Source organism: Rhizobium sp. CF122, from assembly GCF_000282035.1.
In the GTDB taxonomy this organism is placed as follows: Bacteria; Pseudomonadota; Alphaproteobacteria; order Rhizobiales; family Rhizobiaceae; genus Rhizobium.
This window is the reverse complement of record NZ_AKKA01000079.1, coordinates 18,428-37,825: the sequence shown is the minus strand read 5'-3', so window position 1 is coordinate 37,825 and position 19,398 is coordinate 18,428. Positions and strand designations below refer to the sequence as shown.

Below are 19,398 nucleotides of genomic sequence, written 5' to 3'. Positions count from 1 at the left end.
CAGGCGGGTTGAGCGATGATACCCAGGGGCCAAGCCGCAGTGAGTGAAGCAGCGCAGGAAATCGACAAGCTCATGGGATTGCATCCCAAGGGCTTTGATCTTTCCCTGGATCGCATCACACGGCTCCTTTCCATCCTCGGTGATCCGCAGACGAAGCTGCCGCCCGTCATCCATGTGGCAGGCACGAACGGCAAGGGCTCCGTGACGGCGTTTTGCCGGGCGTTGCTTGAGGCTGGCGGTTACAGCGCCCATGTCCATACCTCTCCGCATTTGGTCAACTGGCACGAACGCTACCGGATCGGCGTCAAGGGTGGCCGTGGGCAACTCGTGGATGATGCCGTTTTTGCAGAGGCGGTGCGGCGCGTCGCGGCCGCCAATGACGGGCAGAAGATCACCGTTTTCGAGATCCTGACGGCCGTCACCTTCATACTGTTTTCAGAGCATCCGGCCGATGCCGCCATTATCGAGGTTGGCCTCGGCGGCCGTTTCGATGCGACGAACGTCATTTCCGATCCCGCCGTCTCGGTCATCATGCCGATTTCCTTGGACCACCAGCCCTATCTCGGGGATCGGGTCGAACTGATCGCGGCCGAAAAGGCCGGCATCATGAAACGTCGTTGCCCGGTGGTCATCGGCAAGCAGGAATACGATGCCGCACTCGACGTTCTGATGTCGACCGCCGAACGGTTGAACTGCCCGACCGCCGTCTTCGGCCAGGATTATATGGCACATGAGGAATATGGGCGCCTCGTTTATCAGGATGAGTTCGGTCTCGCCGACCTGCCCTTGCCGCGCCTTCCGGGCCGTCACCAATATGCCAATGCCGCTGCCGCGATGCGTGCCGTCAAGGCTGCGGGCTTCACGGTGACCGAAGCGATGATGGAAAAGGCGCTGCTGTCGGTCGAGTGGCCGGGCCGCCTTCAGCGTCTGAACGAAGGACACCTGATGGCCAGTGCCCCGGCCAAGGCAGAAATCTGGGTTGACGGCGGCCACAATCCCGGTGCAGGCGAGGTCATCGCCGAAGCTATGGCAAATTACGAGGAAAGGCAGCCGCGGCCACTCTTCCTGATCATAGGCATGATCAACACCAAGGATCCGGTTGGATACTTCAAGGCTTTCAAGGGATTGGCGGAGAAGGTCTATTGCGTGCCGATTCGCGGCAGCGAGGCGATGATAGACCCGGTCATCCTGGCAAACGCCGCCTACGATGCGGGTCTCGTCGCAGAACCGATGTCGACCGTCAGTGACGCGTTGGAGGCAATCAAGGAAGGTGCCTTTGAACAGGCCCATCCGCCGCGCATCCTGATAGGCGGCTCTCTTTATCTTGTAGGCGATGTGCTTGCTGACAATGGCACGCCTCCGAAATAAAAAAAGCCCGGTCAAATGCCGGGCTTCTTCGTATCTGCTTATGGGTAAATTAAGCGGCGCTTGAGATCCAGCTCGAAAGAGCGGTCTTCGGGGCAGCGCCAACCTTGATGTCAGCAACTTCGCCGGCCTTGAATATGGCGAGTGTCGGAATGGAACGGACGCCAAACTGGGCGGCGAGTTCCGGGTTCTCATCGATGTTGAGCTTGGCGACTTTCACCTTGCCCTGAAACTCGATGGCGAGTTCTTCGAGGCTGGGGGCGATCATCTTGCACGGGCCGCACCATTCAGCCCAGAAATCGACGACGACGGGTTCTGCGGATTCCAGAACTTCCGACTGGAAGTTGTTGATATCGACTTTTACGGTAGCCATAGGCTGCTCCTTTACGGATTCCTGTTGAAACACATGTGAGCGTGCGGTGCGGGCATTTCAATGCCCGGTATTTCACTTTGTCTCAAGTTGCGCAAGCGCCGACGCCAAAGCGTCCGGCGTCAGCGTGTGAACGGAGCCGTTTTCGGTATAGACGAGCACGCAATCGATACGCTTGCCAGGGTAGAGCGGTGCCAGGATTTCACGATAGATGGCAAGCTGCGCCTTGTGGGCAAAAGGGATCGCCTCTGCCGTCTGCGGCGGGACACGATTGGTCTTATAGTCGAGCACCACGACGCGCTCGTCGAAGACTGCCATTCTATCGACGCGACCCGAAACAGCGTGGTCGACTCCGCCGATCGTCAGCGTGCCCATGACCGAGACTTCCGCCTGTGCATGGGTTGAGAATACGGATTCGAGGCTCGGGTCCCGCAATAGTTTCACCACCGAATCGACCAGTTGCTGCCGTTCCGCTTCCGGCCAGAACGACGCGGCACGCTTGGTGTAGCGCACAGCCGCATCCGCCTGTTCACCACGCGGCACATCCGGCAGCGTCTGCAGCATGCGGTGGAGAAGCCGCCCCTTCTCGAGCGAGCGATCGGGCTTGCCTTTTTCGGCGAAAAGCGGGGAGGCGATGAGGAGGTCATCGGCACCATCATCAACGATAGTTCCGACGCCGGACGGGCTAAGCGGGCGAGGCAGTTGTTTGCGCGGCGGCAGCGGCCTGTCCAGGCTGGGCGGGATCGACTCTTGCCTGGCGGTCTGTTGGATGCGTCCGAGCCGTTCAAAGCTTCGCTCCACCCGCGGAACTCTCCATTTGATACCAGCCCAGCTATCGTCCGGTCCGGAAAATGTCGCGGCCGACACATGCGGATGACTGTCCGTCATCGCGGCGGAAATCATCGCATGCCAGGTGTCGGTGTTGGGCCGAATTCCCCGGTAGCCGCAAACGGTCAGCCGGTCGGCGGCCCGGGTCATCGCGACATAGAGCAGCCGTCGATACTCCTGTTCCGCCAGCGATTGGATACGCGTCGCATCGGCTTGGGTCAGGGAGTTGCTGAGATCGCCGAGGGGAACCCAGGCCGGCATGGGCGGTTCGCCCTGTTCCTGCTCAAGTAGCCGAAGTTTTGGCATGTGCGAGGGCGTGAAGGCCTTGGACCCGCCGTCGACCAGGAACACGATCGGTGCCTCAAGGCCCTTTGACGCGTGCACGGTCATGATCCGGACTTCGTTGCGACCCTTGTCCTGCTCACGTTTTACCTCTGGTGCTTCGATCTCAAGCGTTGAAATGAAGGACTGTAGGCCGGGTAGGCCCGCGCTTTCGTGGTCGAGCGCGAATGTCAGGAATTCATCGAGAATATCGCTGACCTCGGTTCCGAGCCGCGCAAGGAATTGTCGTCGCCCGCCGTGGCATCCCAGAACGCGCGCATAGAAGTCATGGACCGACAGGCTCTTAGATTCATCTAGGAAGAGCTTGAGGCGCGTGACGGCCGTTTCGAAGCGCGCGCTGCCGTCGGCGGCGAACTTCTGAACGTGAGTCCAGGCAGTCTCGCCCTCCGCGCGAAGGGCGGCGACTGCGAACACGTCGTCTTCGCCCAGATCGAGAAGCGGGCTCTTCATGAGCGCAGCCAAGGAGAGGTCATCTTCGGGCAATAGCAGGAAGCGGCCGAGCGCCACCAGGTCCTGCACTGCGATGTGGCTCGTCAGGCGCAGGCGGTCGGCGCCGGCAACCGGTATGTCGCCGCGTCGCTTCAACGCACGCGTCAGTGCGTTGACGAAGGCGTCGCGCTTGCGTACCAGCACAAGGATATCGCCGGCCTCGATCAGCCGCTCCTTGCCCTTCTCGACGATGGTTTCCTTGCCGACAAGATTGCCGATCGTGTGGGCAATGCGACGCGCGAGAACGGATGCCGGGGCGCTCTCCGGCGTGGCGTCAAAAGGTGCGGTCCAGTCCTCTTCCTTTATCGTCACCTCAGGCGCAACCATCTCCCAGAGGTCGACCGCGCCGGGGTGGCCGATGCGGTTGGAACGGTGAACCACGGGCTCGCCCGTCGCGCTCAGCCCACGAGCGTTCTCGGCCGGCGTGAAGATATGATCGACGGCGGCGAGCACATCCGAGGTCGATCGGAACGAGAGCGGAAGCCGCACCGTCGAGAAGGCAAGCCCGCCCTGGGAGACGCGCCGGCGCGTCTGCTGGCTTTCCTGCGAGAAGCGTTCGGGACGGGCGCCCTGGAACGAATAGATAGATTGCTTTTCGTCGCCAACGGCAAAAAGCGTCCGCACCGCATTGCGGGCACTTTCGCCGGAAAAGAAATCCGCCGCCAGCGACTGGATGACGCTCCACTGGATCGGGCTCGTATCCTGTGCCTCGTCGACGAGAATATGGTCGATACCCTGGTCGAGCTTGTAGTGGATCCACGGCCCCACGTCGCTCTTGTTCAAGAGCTCGGCCGTTCGCGTTATCAGATCCTCGAAGTCGAGTTGGCTGCGCTGCTTCTTGAGGTCGTCGTAGTCCTTGTTAAGACGGTCGGCGAGAATCAGTGCAGCACGCGTTGCCTCGTACATGCGCGCCGTTTTCAACCGATCCCGGCACAGTACGACGTGCGCTCGCGCCGCTGCCACGGCGTCGATGAGCTCCGGCGCTTCGCTCGACATCGCCTTCACGAGAAACTGCGAATCCGTCTTCGGTTCTCCCTTGCCTGTCAGAAAGATTTTCTCCAGCAGCGAAGCGCGTCGCGCCGAGTCGCGCTCGCGCACCAGCGACCGTAGGCCAGCGGCAATTTCGTGCGCCTTGGCACCGCCCTTTTGGTCAGCGACGTCCAAATACCGGTCGAGTACACTGCCGGTCAGGCCAGGAAGCGGCCAATACTCCTCGGCGATTCCAGTCGCAGTGTCATTGGCGGAAAGGCGAAGCTTCTTGCGCAGTACCACATCGAGGCCACCCTTGCGTTCCGCATCTTGCGTAAAGGCGCGGATTGCATTGCGATTGGCGATGATCTCTTCCAGCAGATTTTCCAGGCCCGACTCATCGCCAAGGTTGAGAACATAACCAAAGGCCTCCGCGAGCGCTGGGTCGTCCTCTGGCGTCGTCGCGGTGAGGAGGAACCGTCGTGCATCCGCGAGAAGCGTTGCGGCTGCCCGATCGTCGAGCACGGAGAAGTGCCCGGCGACATTGGCTTCCAGCGGAAACTGGTGCAGCAGGGCCTCACAAAATGCGTGAATGGTCTGGATCTTCAGGCCGCCCGGTGTCTCCAGCGCTTTGGCAAAAAGCCGCCTCGCTTCCGCGCGCTTTCCCGCGTCCGGCGCCTTGCCCTCGATCCGCGCAATGCGTTCTTCAAGTTCTTCATCTGGCAGGACGGCCCACTCTGAGAGTCGTTCGAAGACGCGGTTCGACATTTCCGAGGCTGCCGCCTTCGTATAGGTCAAGCACAGGATTGCTGACGGACGTGCCCCGGCAAGCAGCAGCCGAATGACACGCTGCGTCAGCACATGCGTCTTTCCGGAGCCGGCATTCGCCGAAACCCAGGCCGAGCGTTGCGGATCGGATGCGATCGATTGCTGGATGGTCGTCCAACTCGTCCAGGCGAGGGGATCGTCGTCCTCGGGCAATGTTGGTTCGTCATTCATCGCCGGCTGCCTCATCGCTCTCTGCGGCTGACCATTCGGAAACGCGCGCCAGATGATCGTAATCACCGCCGAAGTCGAACTGTTGTGCCGGCACAAGCCGCGAGGTGAAGCCCTTCTCGCCCGACTGCAGAAGCGCGACAAACTTTATCAATTGATCGATCGAGTCCGCGCCCAGATCCATCGCCGACTTCGCCTTATCGTTCCTGGTCGATGTCTCGTTGTTAACGGTATCGACCTTGAAGCGATCTCCCGGCCGCAGACGCACATAGAGAAGATCCTGCGGAACCAGACTACCCGCGTCCCGGAAGGCGCCGGCATGGAGCGCGGCCGCCTCCAGCGCCAACTGGGGATCGAGAAGGGCGCGCGCCTGCGCCGGAGAGGGATTGTGTCCAGTCTTGTAGTCGATGATGTCGGCGGTGCCGGTTCCGGTGATGTCGATCCGGTCGGCGACGCCGCTCAGGCGGACATTGATGGGCTCCAACTCGACACCGCCACGCACCTCTGTCAGCGTTCTTCGAATGACCGGTCGTCGCTGCGCCTCCCACTCGAGAAAGGCACGGGCAACTTCCCGGAAACGCGGACGCCACACCGCATCGATGTGCGCGGAGAGCTGCTCCGTATCGAAGAGCTCGGTCAGAATAATCTCCATCGCCGTTTGCGCTGCCGGTGTTCCGGCAACGTGGCCTTCGCGTACGAAGCGGTCGATGATCTTGTGATAGAGCGTTCCGCGTTCCGCAGCGCCAGGGTCTCGGTTGAACGGAGCGACTGGATCGAGGCGTAAAACGCGGCGCGCATAGATCGCATAGGGGTCACGACGCAGGCGTCCGACCTCGCTGAACGAGTACGACTTCGGCTGCATTTCCCGCGGTGGCGCCGGACTTGGACGCTGCGCCGTTGCCTGGCGGTCGCCTTGGTCGATCAGGTTTGCCCAATGCACGAAATTGTCGCCGCGACCCTTGAGTTCGGCTTCGAACACCTTTCCACCGAAGGCAAGCAGTCGCTGCAACCACCGCGACGCGACCGTCGGCGTCGACCCTTGCCTGAGCGCGCGCGAATAGAAGAGATGGCGCGTGCCATTGGCCATTTCGAAATCGTGCGCCAGTTGACCGATTCGCCGCTCCGGCGGCTCCAGGCCAATCTCCGTCTTCATCGTGCGCGAGACGAACGGGTTATTGGACGTTTGTCCAGGCCATGATCCTTCGTTCAGCCCTCCCAGGATGAGCGTATCTACGCTCTGGAGACGTGCTTCCAACGTGCCGAAGATGAACAACCTTGGATGGCTCAGTGCTCGTGGCTTTGCCGCCTGACCCGCCAAGAGTGCCGCGATGATATCGATCCACTGCGGACCGTCGGCGTCGATCTGCCCCTCGGTTTCGATGACTTCGCCGAGCATTGAAGCCAACGCGTTGCCAGCCTCGCCCGACCAGAGTGCCGCAAGGCAGCCACGCTCGTCGCCGACCGCTGCCTCCAGCGCGCGCCCGGTACGTCTTGCCCAATCGGAAAGCGCAAAGCTGGTCGTCAGGCCGCGTTCTTCTGGCAAGCTTCGGACAAGCGCGGAAGCCAGTGGTTCGGTGGCCGTAGCAACCCGGCGGGCTAGCGCGCGCGCGCGATCGACGGCATCGACCGCGAGCGCTTTACGCCATTGCGGCGCATGACGATCCAAGGCGTGCTCCGACAACTGTTGTTCAAGAAGCGGCTCCAGCGCTGCGATGTCGACATCGGCGACGCCACCTCGCAGCGCCAGCAGCTCGAGTGCCGTTACCGCTTCGACAAGCGCGCTGCGCTCCAGTCCGAAGTGTGCCAACGGATGCTTGAGCAAGCCGACAATGGCGACGGGATCACCCGGGCGAAGCGTTGCCTCGAGCAGCAGTTGCAGCAATGTTCCCTGCGGTGTCGCGGAAAGCGGCGTGCCCGCGGAGTCATCCGCAATGATGCCGAAGCGTGACAATTCAGTGGTCACGCGGCGCGCCAGATTCCGATCAGGGGTAATCAGTGCCGCTCGGCTCTCGCCATCCTTACCGGGCCGTTCGAGTGCCAGGCGGAGCGCGATGGCAATGGCAGTGGCCTCCTCTCGCTCATTGCCCGCTTCGATCAACGAGACGTCTGCAAATGCTGAAGAAATGGCAGTATCGGGCAGCCTTGCCTTCCAGGCGCCCCAATCACTGGTGGCTTCAGCCGGCGAGAGGGCATGCGATAGGATTTCGCTGCGCTGCCGTAACTCCTCGGCGGGCTCTGCCAACGACACTACGTCGTCGCGAGTAAGGCTAAGCCGTTTCAGAAGTTGAGCGAGGCCGTATTGCGAGTGGCTGCGGCTTGCTGGATCCGCGGGATGACCTTTCTGATCTTCTGGCGCCACCATTCGCCAATGTTCTTCCGGCATAGTGAGATCGAGACCTGGCAGCACGACAACGCCGTCCTGAAGATTGGCTACTGCCGCAATCAAGTCGGCCGTCGCCGGCACCGAGCCCGTCGATCCTGCAATGATAATGGGTCCCATCGGCGGGACCGTCGCAAAGCGATTTGCTTCGGCACGAAGGATGGCGTTGCGATGCCTTGCGGGAGACGATTTGCCGAGCTCGTTCAGTCTTTCCGGCCAGAAGGCGCTGGCGATCTGCAGGAATTCGGAGGTCAGCTGCCACCAGAGCGCATAGTCTTTCGCGTTCAATCGGGACAGTTCGGTCCAATCCCGATCCTCGGTCTCGATGGCGTCGATCAATTCGGCAAGATTGCGCGCAAGCCAAATGGCGTCGGCCGGGCTCGCGGGAGCGACGAGCGGCGAATCGGAGTGGATGCTGCGCACGATCTCCGGCAGCCTGTTTCGCCAGGCAAGAATGAGGCGCGCGAGCTCCAGCAGGCGCGCAGTGTTCGATAGCGGCTGCGCAAGATCCAACGTCGCCGGCAGGGCTTCATCGAAATACCCGCTGTCGTCGTCGGTTTCGCCGAGCGGGCGGATGACCGGCAAGATTGCCGATCGCCCGCCAAGAAAGTCGACGAATTCGGAGCGAAGGACGCGTGCAGCACGTCTCGTCGGCAGATAGATGGTGACCTTTGAAAGCGACAGAGGGTCGTCGGGATCATACCGAAAACGGGGCGTCAATCTGCCGTCACAGAGGCCTTCCGCAAGGGTCTTCAGGAAAGGAAGCCCTGCTGGGATGGTCAAAATCCTTGGCCGGTGCTGCTCGGCCATCCGTCATGCAAACGTCCGGTAGCGCCGGATCGTTTCCTCCGCTTCGCCGATTGCCTCGGGCGTGCCGACGGTAAGCCAGTGTCCTTGGAGCACTGTGCCGTAGAGCCGTCCCCGAGAGATCGCCTTGTCGAAATAGAGATTGAGGTTGAACGGATCGGCCGGAGCGTCATCGAGGAACGATGTGTCCATGGCGATCGCGCCGGCGTAAACGACCGGGCTCGGCCCGGAATCGGCAAAGCGCGTCAAACGGCCATCCTTGGCCATATTGAAATCGTTCTTGCCGTTGTGCCCGGTGGTATCTTCCAACTTCACGCAAAGCATGGCCATGTCCATGCTTTGTGGTTGAAAGAATCCGGCTAAACGTGTCAAGTTGCTCGGAACACCGGGACGCTCTCCGATCCAGAAAAGGTCGGCATTCGTGACGAATACCTTGCCGGGAGCAAGCAGCTTCAGGCCCTTTGCAAGCCCACCGCCGTTGTTCATCAGCTTCTCGCGCTCGTCGGAGATAATGATCTCGAGGCCTTTGTATGAAGCCAAATGAGCCAGCATCTGGTCGACGTGGTGATGAACATTTACCACGGCCCTTTCGACGCCGGCTTCCACAAGCGAATCCAACGCGTAATCGATCATCGCCTTACCGTCGATCTTCACGAGCGGCTTCGGGATGGTGTCGGTGATTGGCCGCATGCGGGTTCCAAGACCTGCAGCGAGAACCATGGCTTGCTTGATGCTCATCTGATCCGAGAAATTATGATTCGCCTGACACTATTCCAGCCCTTACGAACCAGTCGCGCAAGGGGGCAAGCGTTTCGTGTTTCAACGCTACCGAAAGATAGGAGAGCGTGCGCGGCAGATGCTTCATGTAGCCGGGCTTTCCGTCCCTCTGCATCAAGCGAACCCAGAGGCCGGCAAGCTTGCAGTTGCGTTGCGTCGACATGATTGCCCAACTCTTCAGGAAGCGGGCCTCGTCGAATCTCCCCTGTGCTCTGCGCAGCGCTAGGTAGTCATCCATCAACTGCTGGAACATATCGGGCGCGATTGTGACGCGCGCGTCTTGTGCGATCGAAGCGAGATCGTAAGCCGTGGGGCCGATCATCGCATCTTGGAAGTCGATCAATCCGACGCGCGCAATGCCCGTCTCGTTCTCTCGCCAGATGATATTCGGCGAGTGAAAATCACGAAGGAGAAGCCCCTTTTCGGAGGTCTCCAATTCGTCGATGAGCCCGTCCCAGATGGCGAGGTATTCATTGCGCTCTGCATCGCTGGCAGCAGTGCCCCCGCGCCGCCAGGGGAGATGCCAGTCGAGAACGAGGCGCACTTCCATCTTCATCGCCGTTCGGTCGAAGTCCGGGATGTGGTGGACATGGCTATCCGTGACGCGGATGTCCTGTGGGATTGTCAGCGAATGGAGATGCGCTAGGCAAGCGACGCTTGCCCGGTAGCGATCGCCGATGGGCTGGCCTTGCGTATCCAGAACACCGCCGGTGCCGAGGTCCTCCAGAAGCAGAATGCCTTGGTCGTAGTCGACCCGGTAGACCTCGGGCGCGGCAAAGCCCTCCTGTCGCAGCACATTCGCAATGGCGACAAAGGGATAGGCATTTTCCGCGATATGCGCGACTTTCGGATATGGCTTGCCGTCCAAGACCGGCGGTCCTTCCGGAAGCGGTGGCCAGTCCATCAGGATACTTCGCGTCCCATCGTCAGTATAGACGGCCTCGTAGGCCCGAAGAGAGGCGTCGCCTGTCAGAAAACGACGCTTCGCGCCGGGATATCCCGCGTCAACAAGGAAATCACGTATGGCAAGGACCCGACGGATTCGCGCGGTCTGCTTTTCCGGTGCTGCAATGGTCACACGACGCCCTTGGCCCTCGTGCTCCAGCTTCAGTGCGATCCGGTCTGCCGGCAGCTCGTCGCTCGCCATCTCAGGCCACTCCACCAGACAGATGCCGTCGTGGAGTGCTTCATCGAAGCCGAGTTCTGTCAGTTCGGCCGGATCGCTGAGACGGTAGAGATCGAAATGCGCGACGGGTATGCGCAGGTCATAGGCCTGCACTAGGGTGAAGGTGGGGCTTGGCACCTCAAGGTCGTCGTCAGCCGCCATCGCGCGAAGGAACGCACGGGCAAGTGAGGATTTCCCAGCGCCAAGGTCGCCCGAAAGGGCAAGGCAGTCTCCCAGCTTCAACGCCAGCGCCAAATCCTCCCCAAAGCGGATTGTTTCCGCTTCATCCTTCAGGAAGAGAGAAATGACAGGAGTACGCGCCATTATTCGGCTGCGACGGATGTCGGGAGATCGACCGAAGGAATCCGGCAGGTCACGATCGTGCCCTTGCCCGGCTGGCTGTCAATGGTGACCGTCCCATGGTGAAGACTGACGAAGCTGTCGACGATCGACAGTCCGAGCCCGGCGCCACCTCTCTTGCCGCTCTTTGCGCCAGTCGAGAACCGGTCGAACACGTTGGCGATCATGTCCTGCGAAATGCCGGGGCCGCGATCGCGTACGGAGAAGACAAAATCCGTCCCCTCGCGTCTGCACTCGAGCGAGATCGACGAGCCTTCTGGAGAGAAGTTGGATGCGTTGGAAAGCAGCTTCACAAGGATCTGCTTCAGTCTCTGCGGATCGGCAACGAGCGATCCCAGATGTGCTGGAGCGGTAATCTCGAGCGTCACGCCGCTTTCCTGAAGCCTGTCGGCGATCTGCATCGATACGTCGTCGAGCAGGTCTCCGAGATCGATCGGCGAGTAATTGAGCCGCATGATCCCCGCGTCGACCGTGGCAAGATCGAGGATGTCGTTGACCAACGTCAGCAGGACTGAAGAGGAGGTGGAGATGTGATCGATGTATTCCGCCTGCCGGTCGTTCAGCGGTCCGAGTCCCGGCGTGCGCAGCAGATCGGTGAAGCCGATGATGTTGGTCAGTGGCGAGCGCAGCTCATAGGAAACATGCTGGACGAAGTCGTTTTTGAGCTCGTCCGCCTTGCGCAGCGCTTCGTTCTTTTCCGTCAGGGCGCGCTCGGCTCGGACGCTGTCGGTCATGTTGACGAAAGTCAGCATCGTCTGTGCATTCGGCAACGGAATGACGGCATAGTCGAGCACGAGACCTGAGAACAGCTCGAGCGTTCCCTGGCTGGAGCGGCGCTCGTCGTCGAAGCTGGTGATCAGCTCTGCAAAGGTCTTCCATCCGTCAGGACGATCATAGGACTGAGAGCATGCCTCGCCAAGGGCGCGGATATGCGTGCTGGGTTTTGCCTCGGCCTCAGTGATTCCCCAGAGTGCGCGGAATGCGGGGTTTGAGAGGCGAATGCGCCCGTCCGGCCCAAAGACAGCAACACCTTCCGAGAGATGGTCGATCGTCTCGCCTTGAACCTTGAGCAGCGTATTGTAGCGTGTCTCGAGGTCGACCTGTTCGGTTAGGTTCTCGAACACCCAAGTGGCGCCGCCCTGCGGATGCGCTGTCGCAAAGACCCGCAGTGTCTGGCCGTTCGGCAAGTGCCAGAGGTCTGACTGAGTATCGAGCGCCCGGTAGACCGAAAGCGCGGCTTCCTTCCAGGATTTCCAGTTCAGTTGGTCTGGCAGCTTCTTGGCCGCACGCAGGCGCTCCAGCAGTTCCGCATTGTCGGGGCGCCTCTCGAGGAAGGCGATGTCCAGCTCCCAGAGGGAGACGAAAGCCTGGTTGTAGAACTGTAGCCGACGTTCGCCATCGAAGATCGCCACCGGCGTTGCGAGATGATCGAGTGTTTCGGCGTGGCTTTTCAGCGTCCGCTCCAATTCGGCGCGAACAGCTTCGATGCCGGAAACGTCGACGGCTATGCCTGCGGAGCCGCTTGGGACTTTCACATCGACAACGTCGAAGAAGGTGCGGTTGCCACGCACGACGGTCGAGATCTTGTCGTGGAATGGCGATTCAGTCGTCGCCGTGGCGCGGATGCGCTCGCGGGCAACCGTGGTCAGGAACTCGCGGCCTTCACTGACCGCCTGCTCTGGTGTCGGGGCCTCGACGGCTTCGCCATAGGCGTGATTGACCCAGGTCAGCCGCCCTTCGGTATCACGCTGCCATGCCGGCAGATCGATTGCATCGAGCATGCCCTGGAACGCTGAGATCGACGACAACAGCCTGTCCCGTTCGATCTTGAGCTCGGCAAGTTCGGCACGAAGATTGTTCAGTGCGACAAACCGGACGAATGCCCGACCGCCGGAAACCCGGCCTTGCGCTTCAAGGATTTCCTCGCGGTGGGTCTCAACGACCATGTCGAAGCTGTGGGCTGACCCGCGCAGGCCGTCGATCGCGTGCTCGAGCTCGGATGCAGAGCGGGACTTGAGCCACAGGCCGAAAGCAAGGAATTCGCCGTCCTGTGGTGCTCCGGTTTCGGCTGGAAGCTGACCGATAAGCTCAGGACGCTCATTGCCATCCCAGATTACAATCCGGCGATTCTTGTCGGCAATCAGCGCCTGGTACTGCGAGATCCGCTGTTGCGCGTCCGAGAGGGCGGAGCGGATTTCACGGCTTTCGCTTTCGAGGTTGCCGCGCTGGCGTACAACCCAGAGAGTTGAAAGCAGCGCGGCGGAGATTACGCCGATGACGACGGAGAGGCCGACAACCTGCGACGAGGTGAAGAGATGCGCGGATGCGACAGCCTCGGCCTCGACCTGCGCGAAAACCGGTGGCGCAATCGATGCGATTGCGGTGCCAGCGGCAAAAATCCGCGCCACACGAGCCAATATTCCTGGCCTCTCGGCGACGGTCTTTGAACTGTCGACAGGTTTCCGTTCACCTGAATAGAGCGGGCAGGAGCCAGCGTGAGCGCCGTCCTCCGCCTGTTCGACCAGGCTGTGCATCATTTCCGACATGCGCGGTATGTCTCCGTCCTTTAATGTGCCGCATCACGACAAGACATCCCATTTTCGAAGCAAACGGACACGTCCGTGGCCACGAATCGAGTGTTAAAACAATACTTCGGAAGGGAATCGGCGGGAAGGTGTGTGTCAAAAAATAAGGGCGCCGCATTTGTCAATGCGACGCCCCCTAGATGTTGTGGATATCAATCTGACGGTTAGTATCTGTAGTGGTCGGCCTTGAACGGACCTTGCGGCGTGACGCCGATATAGGCCGCCTGTTCTGCAGAAAGCTGCGTCAGCTTCACGCCGAGCTTGTCGAGATGCAGGCGTGCAACCTTTTCGTCGAGGTGCTTCGGCAGGATGTAGACCTGGTTCTGGTACTGCCCGGGCTTGGTAAACAGCTCGATCTGCGCCAGCGTCTGGTTGGTGAACGAAGCCGACATGACGAAGGACGGATGACCCGTGGCATTGCCGAGGTTGAGCAGGCGGCCTTCGGAAAGAAGGATGATGCGATTGCCCTTCGGGAATTCGATCAGGTCGACCTGCGGCTTGATGTTGGTCCACTTCAGGTTACGCAGCGCCGCAACTTCGATTTCATTGTCGAAGTGGCCGATGTTGCCGACGATCGCCATGTCCTTCATCTGACGCATATGGTCGATGCGGATGACGTCCTTGTTGCCTGTTGTGGTGATGAAGATGTCCGCCGACGACACGACGTCTTCAAGCGTGACGACTTCGAAACCGTCCATGGCTGCCTGGAGCGCGCAGATCGGATCGACTTCCGTGACTTTGACGCGGGCGCCGGCACCCTGAAGCGAAGCGGCCGAGCCCTTGCCAACGTCGCCATATCCGCAGACAACAGCGACCTTGCCGGCCATCATCACGTCGGTGCCACGGCGGATGCCGTCGACCAGCGATTCCTTGCAGCCGTACTTGTTGTCGAACTTCGACTTGGTGACGGAATCGTTGACGTTGATCGCTGGGAAGGGCAGGAGGCCCTTCTGGCTGAGCTGGTAGAGGCGGTTGACGCCTGTCGTGGTCTCTTCAGTCACGCCCTTGATGGCGTCGCGCTGCTTTGTGAACCAGCCCGGCGATGCGGCCAGACGCTTCTTGATCTGTGCGAAGAGGATTTCTTCCTCTTCGGAATGCGGGTTTGACAGCACGTCCTCGCCGGCTTCAGCTCGTGCACCGAGCAGGATGTACATCGTGGCGTCGCCGCCATCATCAAGGATCATGTTGGAAAGGCCACCGTCAGCCCACTGGAAGATCTTGTCTGTGTAAACCCAGTAGTCTTCCAACGACTCGCCCTTGATGGCGAAAACCGGAACGCCGGCAGCAGCGATTGCGGCTGCGGCATGATCCTGCGTCGAGAAGATGTTGCACGAGGCCCAGCGGACTTCGGCACCGAGTGCGACGAGCGTTTCGATGAGAACAGCCGTCTGAATCGTCATGTGCAGCGAACCGGTGATGCGCGCGCCCTTGAGCGGCTTTGCTTCGCCGAATTCGGCACGGCAGGACATCAGGCCCGGCATCTCGGTTTCTGCGATCGTGATTTCCTTGCGGCCGAAGTCCGCGAGGCCGATGTCGGCGACGACATAATCTTTTTCAGTGCTCATTGGATTCTCCAGGCTGAAAAGCGGCTCAAAATTCGAAAGCGCACGTGCATGCGCCAGATAGCGTCCACGCGGCATGCGCAGCTATGGTGGCCGTTTAGCAGGCTTCTATGGCGAAGGCAATGATGATATAAAGAAGTCTTTATATGTTTATATGAGCCGCGAGGGGCTCACATTTCCTCGCCGAACCGGTTCTGGATCAGCTCGTCGAGCGCGTCGAGCGCCTGTGCTGCCTGGTTACCGCTGGCGGAAACAAGGACGCTGGAACCGGGGCTTGCCGCCAGCATCATCAATCCCATGATCGACGTTCCGCCAACCGTCATTCCGTCTTTCGACACAGTGATGGCGGCATCGAAATTCTCCACCAGCTGAACGAACTTTGCCGAAGCGCGTGCGTGCAGTCCGCGCTTGTTGATGATCAGAATTTCTCGGGAGAGTGCCGTCATGGGCGCGGTGTGCTCACTATTTGCCACTGAGGACGCGGCTCGCGACGTTGATGTATTTCCGTCCGGCTTCGGAGGCTTCGACGAGTGCCTTTTCCATGTTGTTCTCGCCGCGTACGCCGGCAAGCTTGATCAGCATCGGCAGATTCATGCCGGCGATGACTTCCGTGTGGCCACTGCTCATAACGGATATTGCCAGGTTGGAGGGGGTACCACCGAACATGTCAGTCAGGATGACGACTCCATGGCCGTCATCGGCACGGGACACTGCTTCCAGAATATCTTGTCGCCTCTGGTCCATGTCGTCTTCGGGACCGATACAGACCGTTTCGATGAATTTCTGAGGACCGACGACGTGTTCGACCGCATGACGAAACTCTTCAGCCAGCTTGCCATGAGTGACAAGCACAAGTCCGATCATGATACTACTGCTCCTAATGGCATATGCAAACGGTGGGCCCAATATCGCAATGCAGCAATCGCGTCCACCGTGGGGGCACATCTTGGCGATGAAAAGCCGAAGCGCAAGACAAAAATACGACTTTATAGGCCGGATTTGCCGATTCCGCAGGCATTACTCTCCTATATCGGGCGCTTTTGCCATCAATACCGCCAGCGGCAAGGGAGTATTAGCCAGCAACCGAATGACTGGCAGATCTATGCCGTCGGCAATAGTTGTCCGCTCGCCTACAGGCGGCAACCGTCTTTCTCCGGACACGCTTCCTGGAAGAACAGCATAGTGCATCACCGCGCTTTCCGTGTGCGGCAGTCGGACGATGCCGGTGCCGCGCAATTCGATCAAACCGGCAATCGTTGCAGGGCACGTCGCAATCACCGTTCCATCCTGTTTTGAGATCAGCACTTGGTCGTCGGCAACGAGTATCGCCGACATGCCCATGCGCTGCGCTTCGTTGATGCAAGCAAAGGCGAGCATCGACTTTCCCCATCCCGAAGGACCCATGAAAAGAAGACCGGTGCTGCCGACGACGATAGCGGTTGCGTGGATGTTCGAAGGGGTGTCCGTCATGCGGTGGTATTGGCGGGAAGGGCGAGGATGAAGCGCGCTCCGAGCAGCTTTTCGCTCTCGGGATCGATAATGTTCTCCGCGCGCAGCGAACCGCCATGTGCCTCGGCGATCTGGCGGCTGATTGACAGGCCGAGGCCAGAATTCTGCCCGAAGCCCTCAGATTCCGGCCTATCGGTATAGAAGCGCTCGAAAATACGATCGATGTTTTCGGCCTGAATGCCCGGCCCGTTATCCTCGACGTAAACGATGCAGCGAGAGCGCGTTCTGACCAGCCGCACGGTAATCCTGCCGTCATGCTCCGGCACGAAGGAGCGCGCGTTCTCAATCAGGTTGGTAACGATCTGGCCGATGCGCAGGTCGTGGCCGTTCACCACGAAGCGCGTCTTGACGCCCGGCTTGCGCTCGATGGCGAACTCAATCTGCACTTCTTTCTTGCGACTGCGAATTTGCCGAGACACGTCGATGAGGTCGCGAAGCAGGATTTCCAGATCGACCGAACCTGCATCGACCCGCGCCAACTCGGCATCGAGACGGGAGGCGTCGGAAATATCGCTGATCAGGCGGTCGAGGCGGCGAACGTCATGTTGGATGACGTCAAGCAGCCGTTTCTTGGAATCGTCCGTTTTGGCGAGTGGGAGTGTCTCGACGGCGCTGCGGAGCGACGTCAGCGGGTTTTTCAGTTCGTGGCTGACGTCGGCCGCAAAGCTTTCGATTGCGTCGATACGGTCGTAGAGAGCCGTTGTCATCTCGCGCAGCGCAATTGAGAGGTTGCCGATCTCGTCCTGACGTGCGGAAAAGTCCGGAATTTCCTCGCGTTCCTTTGCGCCGCGGCGAACACGGATGGCGGCGGCGGATAGACGCCGCAGTGGGTTGGCGATTGTCGAGGAGAGAACAAGAGACAGCAGAACGTTGACAAGCGTCGCGACCCCGAACACGCGCATGATGCCGAGGCGCTCGGCGTGGACGATATTATCGATATCGCCTGCCTGCGTGGACAACAGCAGCACACCGAGAACAGCGCGGAAGCGCTGGATCGGAACGGCGACCGAAACGATCAGCTCGCCTTTCTCCGTGGTGCGAACCACGGCGCCGCGCACGCCGGTCAGCGCGTTCATCACCTCGGGATAGATGGAGCCATCACCGCCCGGCGCTTCCTTGTACAGCGGCAGGTTTCCAGGCTGCAGAACCTTGTTGAAGATCGTCGTGAACCACTGGTTCCAGGTCTGCTCCTCGTCATCCACCGGCGGCAGATCAAAACGCAGGACCTGGCCGCGCGAATAGAGGTGGCGAGAGTCGAGCAGCAGGTTGGCGTCGGCATCGAAAATGCGCGCACGGGTTCTCGTCGGTGAAATCAAGCGGCGCAAGACCGGCGCGACCTTTTCCGGGTCGATCGGGAACTCGAGGTCCTCGTCGTTCGGCACCGGGGTAATGCTCTGGCCAGCCTGCAGTTCGAGCAGCTTTTCCGGGTCGATCGTGATCGAGTTCGTGTCGACCGAAGCGGAAGCCGAGACGGCGCCCGCGATGATTTCGCCCTGCGTCAGAAGGCTTTCGACGCGGGCGTCGATCAGCCCTTCGCGGAACTGATTGAGGTAGAGAATGCCGCCGACCAGAACGACAAGCGCCGCGAGATTGAAGAAGAGGATGCGGCGTGTCAGGCTGGAAAAGACGGCATTGCCGAAGATGCGGCGGATGATCGTGAAGGGATGTGACCAGCGTCGTCCCCTGACGCGGCGACTGCTTACGCCTTCCGCCTCATCCAGATCCCTTTCCTGCACCAACTGTGCCAACGACAGGCCCTTTCGGAGAGCGGGCCGCTTTCGCGATCACCAGCTCTCGACAATTCTCAGATGCCGCGCCGCTTCGGCGTCAGGCTGCTTCGCGGAAGCGGTACCCCACTCCGTAGAGCGTTTCAATCATATCAAAGTCGGTATCGACCATCTTGAATTTCTTGCGGAGCCGCTTGATGTGGCTGTCGATGGTGCGATCGTCGACATAGACCTGCTCGTCATAAGCCGCATCCATCAATGCGTCACGGCTTTTGACGACGCCCGGACGCTGGGCCAGCGAATGCAGAATGAGGAATTCGGTCACCGTCAGCGTCACCGGCTCACCTTTCCATGTGCAGGTGTGGCGTTCCTGGTCCATAACCAGTTGGCCGCGCTCCAGCGAGCGGGCAAGCTGCTGTGCGGTGCCCGGTTTTGGAGCAGCACCGCCGGCCGCGGCGGCAGCCTCGCGGCTCGATGCGCGGCGCAGGACGGCGCGCACACGCTCGACCAGAAGACGCTGCGAGAACGGCTTGGTAATAAAGTCGTCGGCGCCCATCTTCAGGCCAAACAGCTCATCGATTTCCTCATCCTTGGAGGTGAGGAAGATAACCGGCATGTCGGATTTCTGTCGCAGGCGGCGCAGGAGTTCCATGCCGTCCATGCGAGGCATCTTGATGTCGAAGATGGCAAGATGCGGCGGGCGGGCGAGGAGACCGTCGAGGGCGGAGGCGCCATCGGTATAGGTCTCGACCTTGTATCCTTCGGCCTCGAGTGCGATCGATACCGAGGTGAGGATATTGCGGTCGTCGTCAACGAGGGCGATTGTCGGCATGGTATTCGTCTCCGTCATCTATGCGCGTCTCCAGGTATTTAGAAGGTCCCCAGGCGGCCTTTGTGAACCGGATGCGCTTATGGGGATAAAGGTGGAACAAATTGTGGCAAAGATAAAGGGTGAGATTGTTGTAAAGTTTTGAAGGCAACCAAAAGTGGTGTCTCCATTTAATCCAGCCATTTCTGATTCAAACGATTTAAAATATCACGGGAAAATTTAAATCGATTAATAGTTTGATATTACTACGTTTTATTGATTTTCTGCTATTGCGTTTTAAAAAAGCCGCCCGTACGGTCAGCCTCAGTTCTTAACGGCACGAGCCTCAAGGGAAGGGA

The 19,398-nt window shown here is 60.0% G+C and carries 13 protein-coding genes; 1 reads left to right on the top strand and 12 read right to left on the bottom strand.

All coding sequences use genetic code 11. From position 1 onward, the window contains the following. Window positions 1-15: 15 nt before the first annotated feature. Window positions 16-1,368, top strand: coding sequence for a bifunctional folylpolyglutamate synthase/dihydrofolate synthase (locus tag PMI09_RS19075; protein WP_007798055.1), 1,353 nt, complete (start codon window positions 16-18; stop codon window positions 1,366-1,368). A gap of 49 nt (window positions 1,369-1,417) precedes the next feature. On the opposite strand, the gene trxA is transcribed toward PMI09_RS19075, so the two are convergent. The 12 genes from trxA to PMI09_RS19015 form a co-directional block, all read right to left on the bottom strand. After that, window positions 1,418-1,738 carry a thioredoxin gene (gene trxA / locus PMI09_RS19070; protein WP_007798054.1) on the bottom strand — a complete coding sequence of 107 codons (321 nt, stop codon included), beginning with the start codon at window positions 1,736-1,738 and terminating at the stop codon, window positions 1,418-1,420. A 72-nt stretch (window positions 1,739-1,810) separates the two neighbouring features. Beyond that, window positions 1,811-5,362: a double-strand break repair helicase AddA gene (gene addA / locus PMI09_RS19065; RefSeq protein WP_007798051.1), complete on the bottom strand. Its 3,552-nt coding sequence runs from the start codon at window positions 5,360-5,362 to the stop codon at window positions 1,811-1,813. Next, window positions 5,355-8,549, bottom strand: a complete 3,195-nt coding sequence (gene addB / locus PMI09_RS19060; protein WP_007798049.1) for a double-strand break repair protein AddB — start codon at window positions 8,547-8,549, stop codon at window positions 5,355-5,357. Before addB ends, addA begins: the two co-directional genes overlap by 8 nt. A 3-nt stretch (window positions 8,550-8,552) precedes the next feature. Then, window positions 8,553-9,284 carry a nucleotidyltransferase family protein gene (locus tag PMI09_RS19055; protein WP_007798046.1) on the bottom strand — a complete coding sequence of 244 codons (732 nt, stop codon included), beginning with the start codon at window positions 9,282-9,284 and terminating at the stop codon, window positions 8,553-8,555. Between the two features lie 13 nt (window positions 9,285-9,297). Continuing rightward, a complete protein-coding gene (locus tag PMI09_RS19050) occupies window positions 9,298-10,812 on the bottom strand; it encodes a bifunctional tRNA (adenosine(37)-N6)-threonylcarbamoyltransferase complex ATPase subunit type 1 TsaE/phosphotransferase (protein WP_007798043.1) in 1,515 nt (504 codons plus the stop codon). Next, the gene (locus PMI09_RS19045) at window positions 10,812-13,394 is read right to left on the bottom strand and encodes a PAS domain-containing sensor histidine kinase (RefSeq protein ID WP_007798041.1); all 2,583 of its coding nucleotides are present in this window, start codon (window positions 13,392-13,394) and stop codon (window positions 10,812-10,814) included. The genes PMI09_RS19050 and PMI09_RS19045 overlap by 1 nt, the downstream gene beginning before the upstream one ends. A 203-nt stretch (window positions 13,395-13,597) precedes the next feature. After that, the gene (gene ahcY / locus PMI09_RS19040; protein WP_007798039.1) at window positions 13,598-14,998 is read right to left on the bottom strand and encodes an adenosylhomocysteinase; all 1,401 of its coding nucleotides are present in this window, start codon (window positions 14,996-14,998) and stop codon (window positions 13,598-13,600) included. Between the two features lie 167 nt (window positions 14,999-15,165). Next, window positions 15,166-15,441, bottom strand: coding sequence for an HPr family phosphocarrier protein (locus PMI09_RS19035; RefSeq protein ID WP_007798031.1), 276 nt, complete (start codon window positions 15,439-15,441; stop codon window positions 15,166-15,168). A 16-nt stretch (window positions 15,442-15,457) separates the two neighbouring features. Next, a complete protein-coding gene (locus tag PMI09_RS19030) occupies window positions 15,458-15,859 on the bottom strand; it encodes a PTS sugar transporter subunit IIA (RefSeq protein WP_007528763.1) in 402 nt (133 codons plus the stop codon). A 153-nt stretch (window positions 15,860-16,012) separates the two neighbouring features. Then, complete coding sequence (locus PMI09_RS19025) at window positions 16,013-16,465, bottom strand: HPr kinase/phosphorylase (RefSeq protein WP_007798027.1); 453 nt, start codon at window positions 16,463-16,465, stop codon at window positions 16,013-16,015. Beyond that, entirely contained in the window at window positions 16,462-18,252 is a 1,791-nt protein-coding gene (locus tag PMI09_RS19020; protein ID WP_007798023.1) for a sensor histidine kinase, read from the bottom strand. Before PMI09_RS19020 ends, PMI09_RS19025 begins: the two co-directional genes overlap by 4 nt. A gap of 79 nt (window positions 18,253-18,331) precedes the next feature. Beyond that, window positions 18,332-19,063: a response regulator transcription factor gene (locus PMI09_RS19015; RefSeq protein WP_193385410.1), complete on the bottom strand. Its 732-nt coding sequence runs from the start codon at window positions 19,061-19,063 to the stop codon at window positions 18,332-18,334. Between the last annotated feature and the right edge of the window lie 335 nt (window positions 19,064-19,398).

Excerpts from the sequence above, each read along its gene's own strand:
- PMI09_RS19075 (WP_007798055.1), top strand. The coding sequence starts at position 16 with ATGATACCCAGGGGCCAAGCCGCAGTGAGTGAAGCAGCGCAGGAAATC.
- trxA (WP_007798054.1), bottom strand. The coding sequence starts at position 1,738 with ATGGCTACCGTAAAAGTCGATATCAACAACTTCCAGTCGGAAGTTCTG.
- addA (WP_007798051.1), bottom strand. The coding sequence starts at position 5,362 with ATGAATGACGAACCAACATTGCCCGAGGACGACGATCCCCTCGCCTGG.
- addB (WP_007798049.1), bottom strand. The coding sequence starts at position 8,549 with ATGGCCGAGCAGCACCGGCCAAGGATTTTGACCATCCCAGCAGGGCTT.
- PMI09_RS19055 (WP_007798046.1), bottom strand. The coding sequence starts at position 9,284 with ATGAGCATCAAGCAAGCCATGGTTCTCGCTGCAGGTCTTGGAACCCGC.
- PMI09_RS19050 (WP_007798043.1), bottom strand. The coding sequence starts at position 10,812 with ATGGCGCGTACTCCTGTCATTTCTCTCTTCCTGAAGGATGAAGCGGAA.
- PMI09_RS19045 (WP_007798041.1), bottom strand. The coding sequence starts at position 13,394 with ATGTCGGAAATGATGCACAGCCTGGTCGAACAGGCGGAGGACGGCGCT.
- ahcY (WP_007798039.1), bottom strand. The coding sequence starts at position 14,998 with ATGAGCACTGAAAAAGATTATGTCGTCGCCGACATCGGCCTCGCGGAC.
- PMI09_RS19035 (WP_007798031.1), bottom strand. The coding sequence starts at position 15,441 with ATGACGGCACTCTCCCGAGAAATTCTGATCATCAACAAGCGCGGACTG.
- PMI09_RS19030 (WP_007528763.1), bottom strand. The coding sequence starts at position 15,859 with ATGATCGGACTTGTGCTTGTCACTCATGGCAAGCTGGCTGAAGAGTTT.
- PMI09_RS19025 (WP_007798027.1), bottom strand. The coding sequence starts at position 16,465 with ATGACGGACACCCCTTCGAACATCCACGCAACCGCTATCGTCGTCGGC.
- PMI09_RS19015 (WP_193385410.1), bottom strand. The coding sequence starts at position 19,063 with ATGCCGACAATCGCCCTCGTTGACGACGACCGCAATATCCTCACCTCG.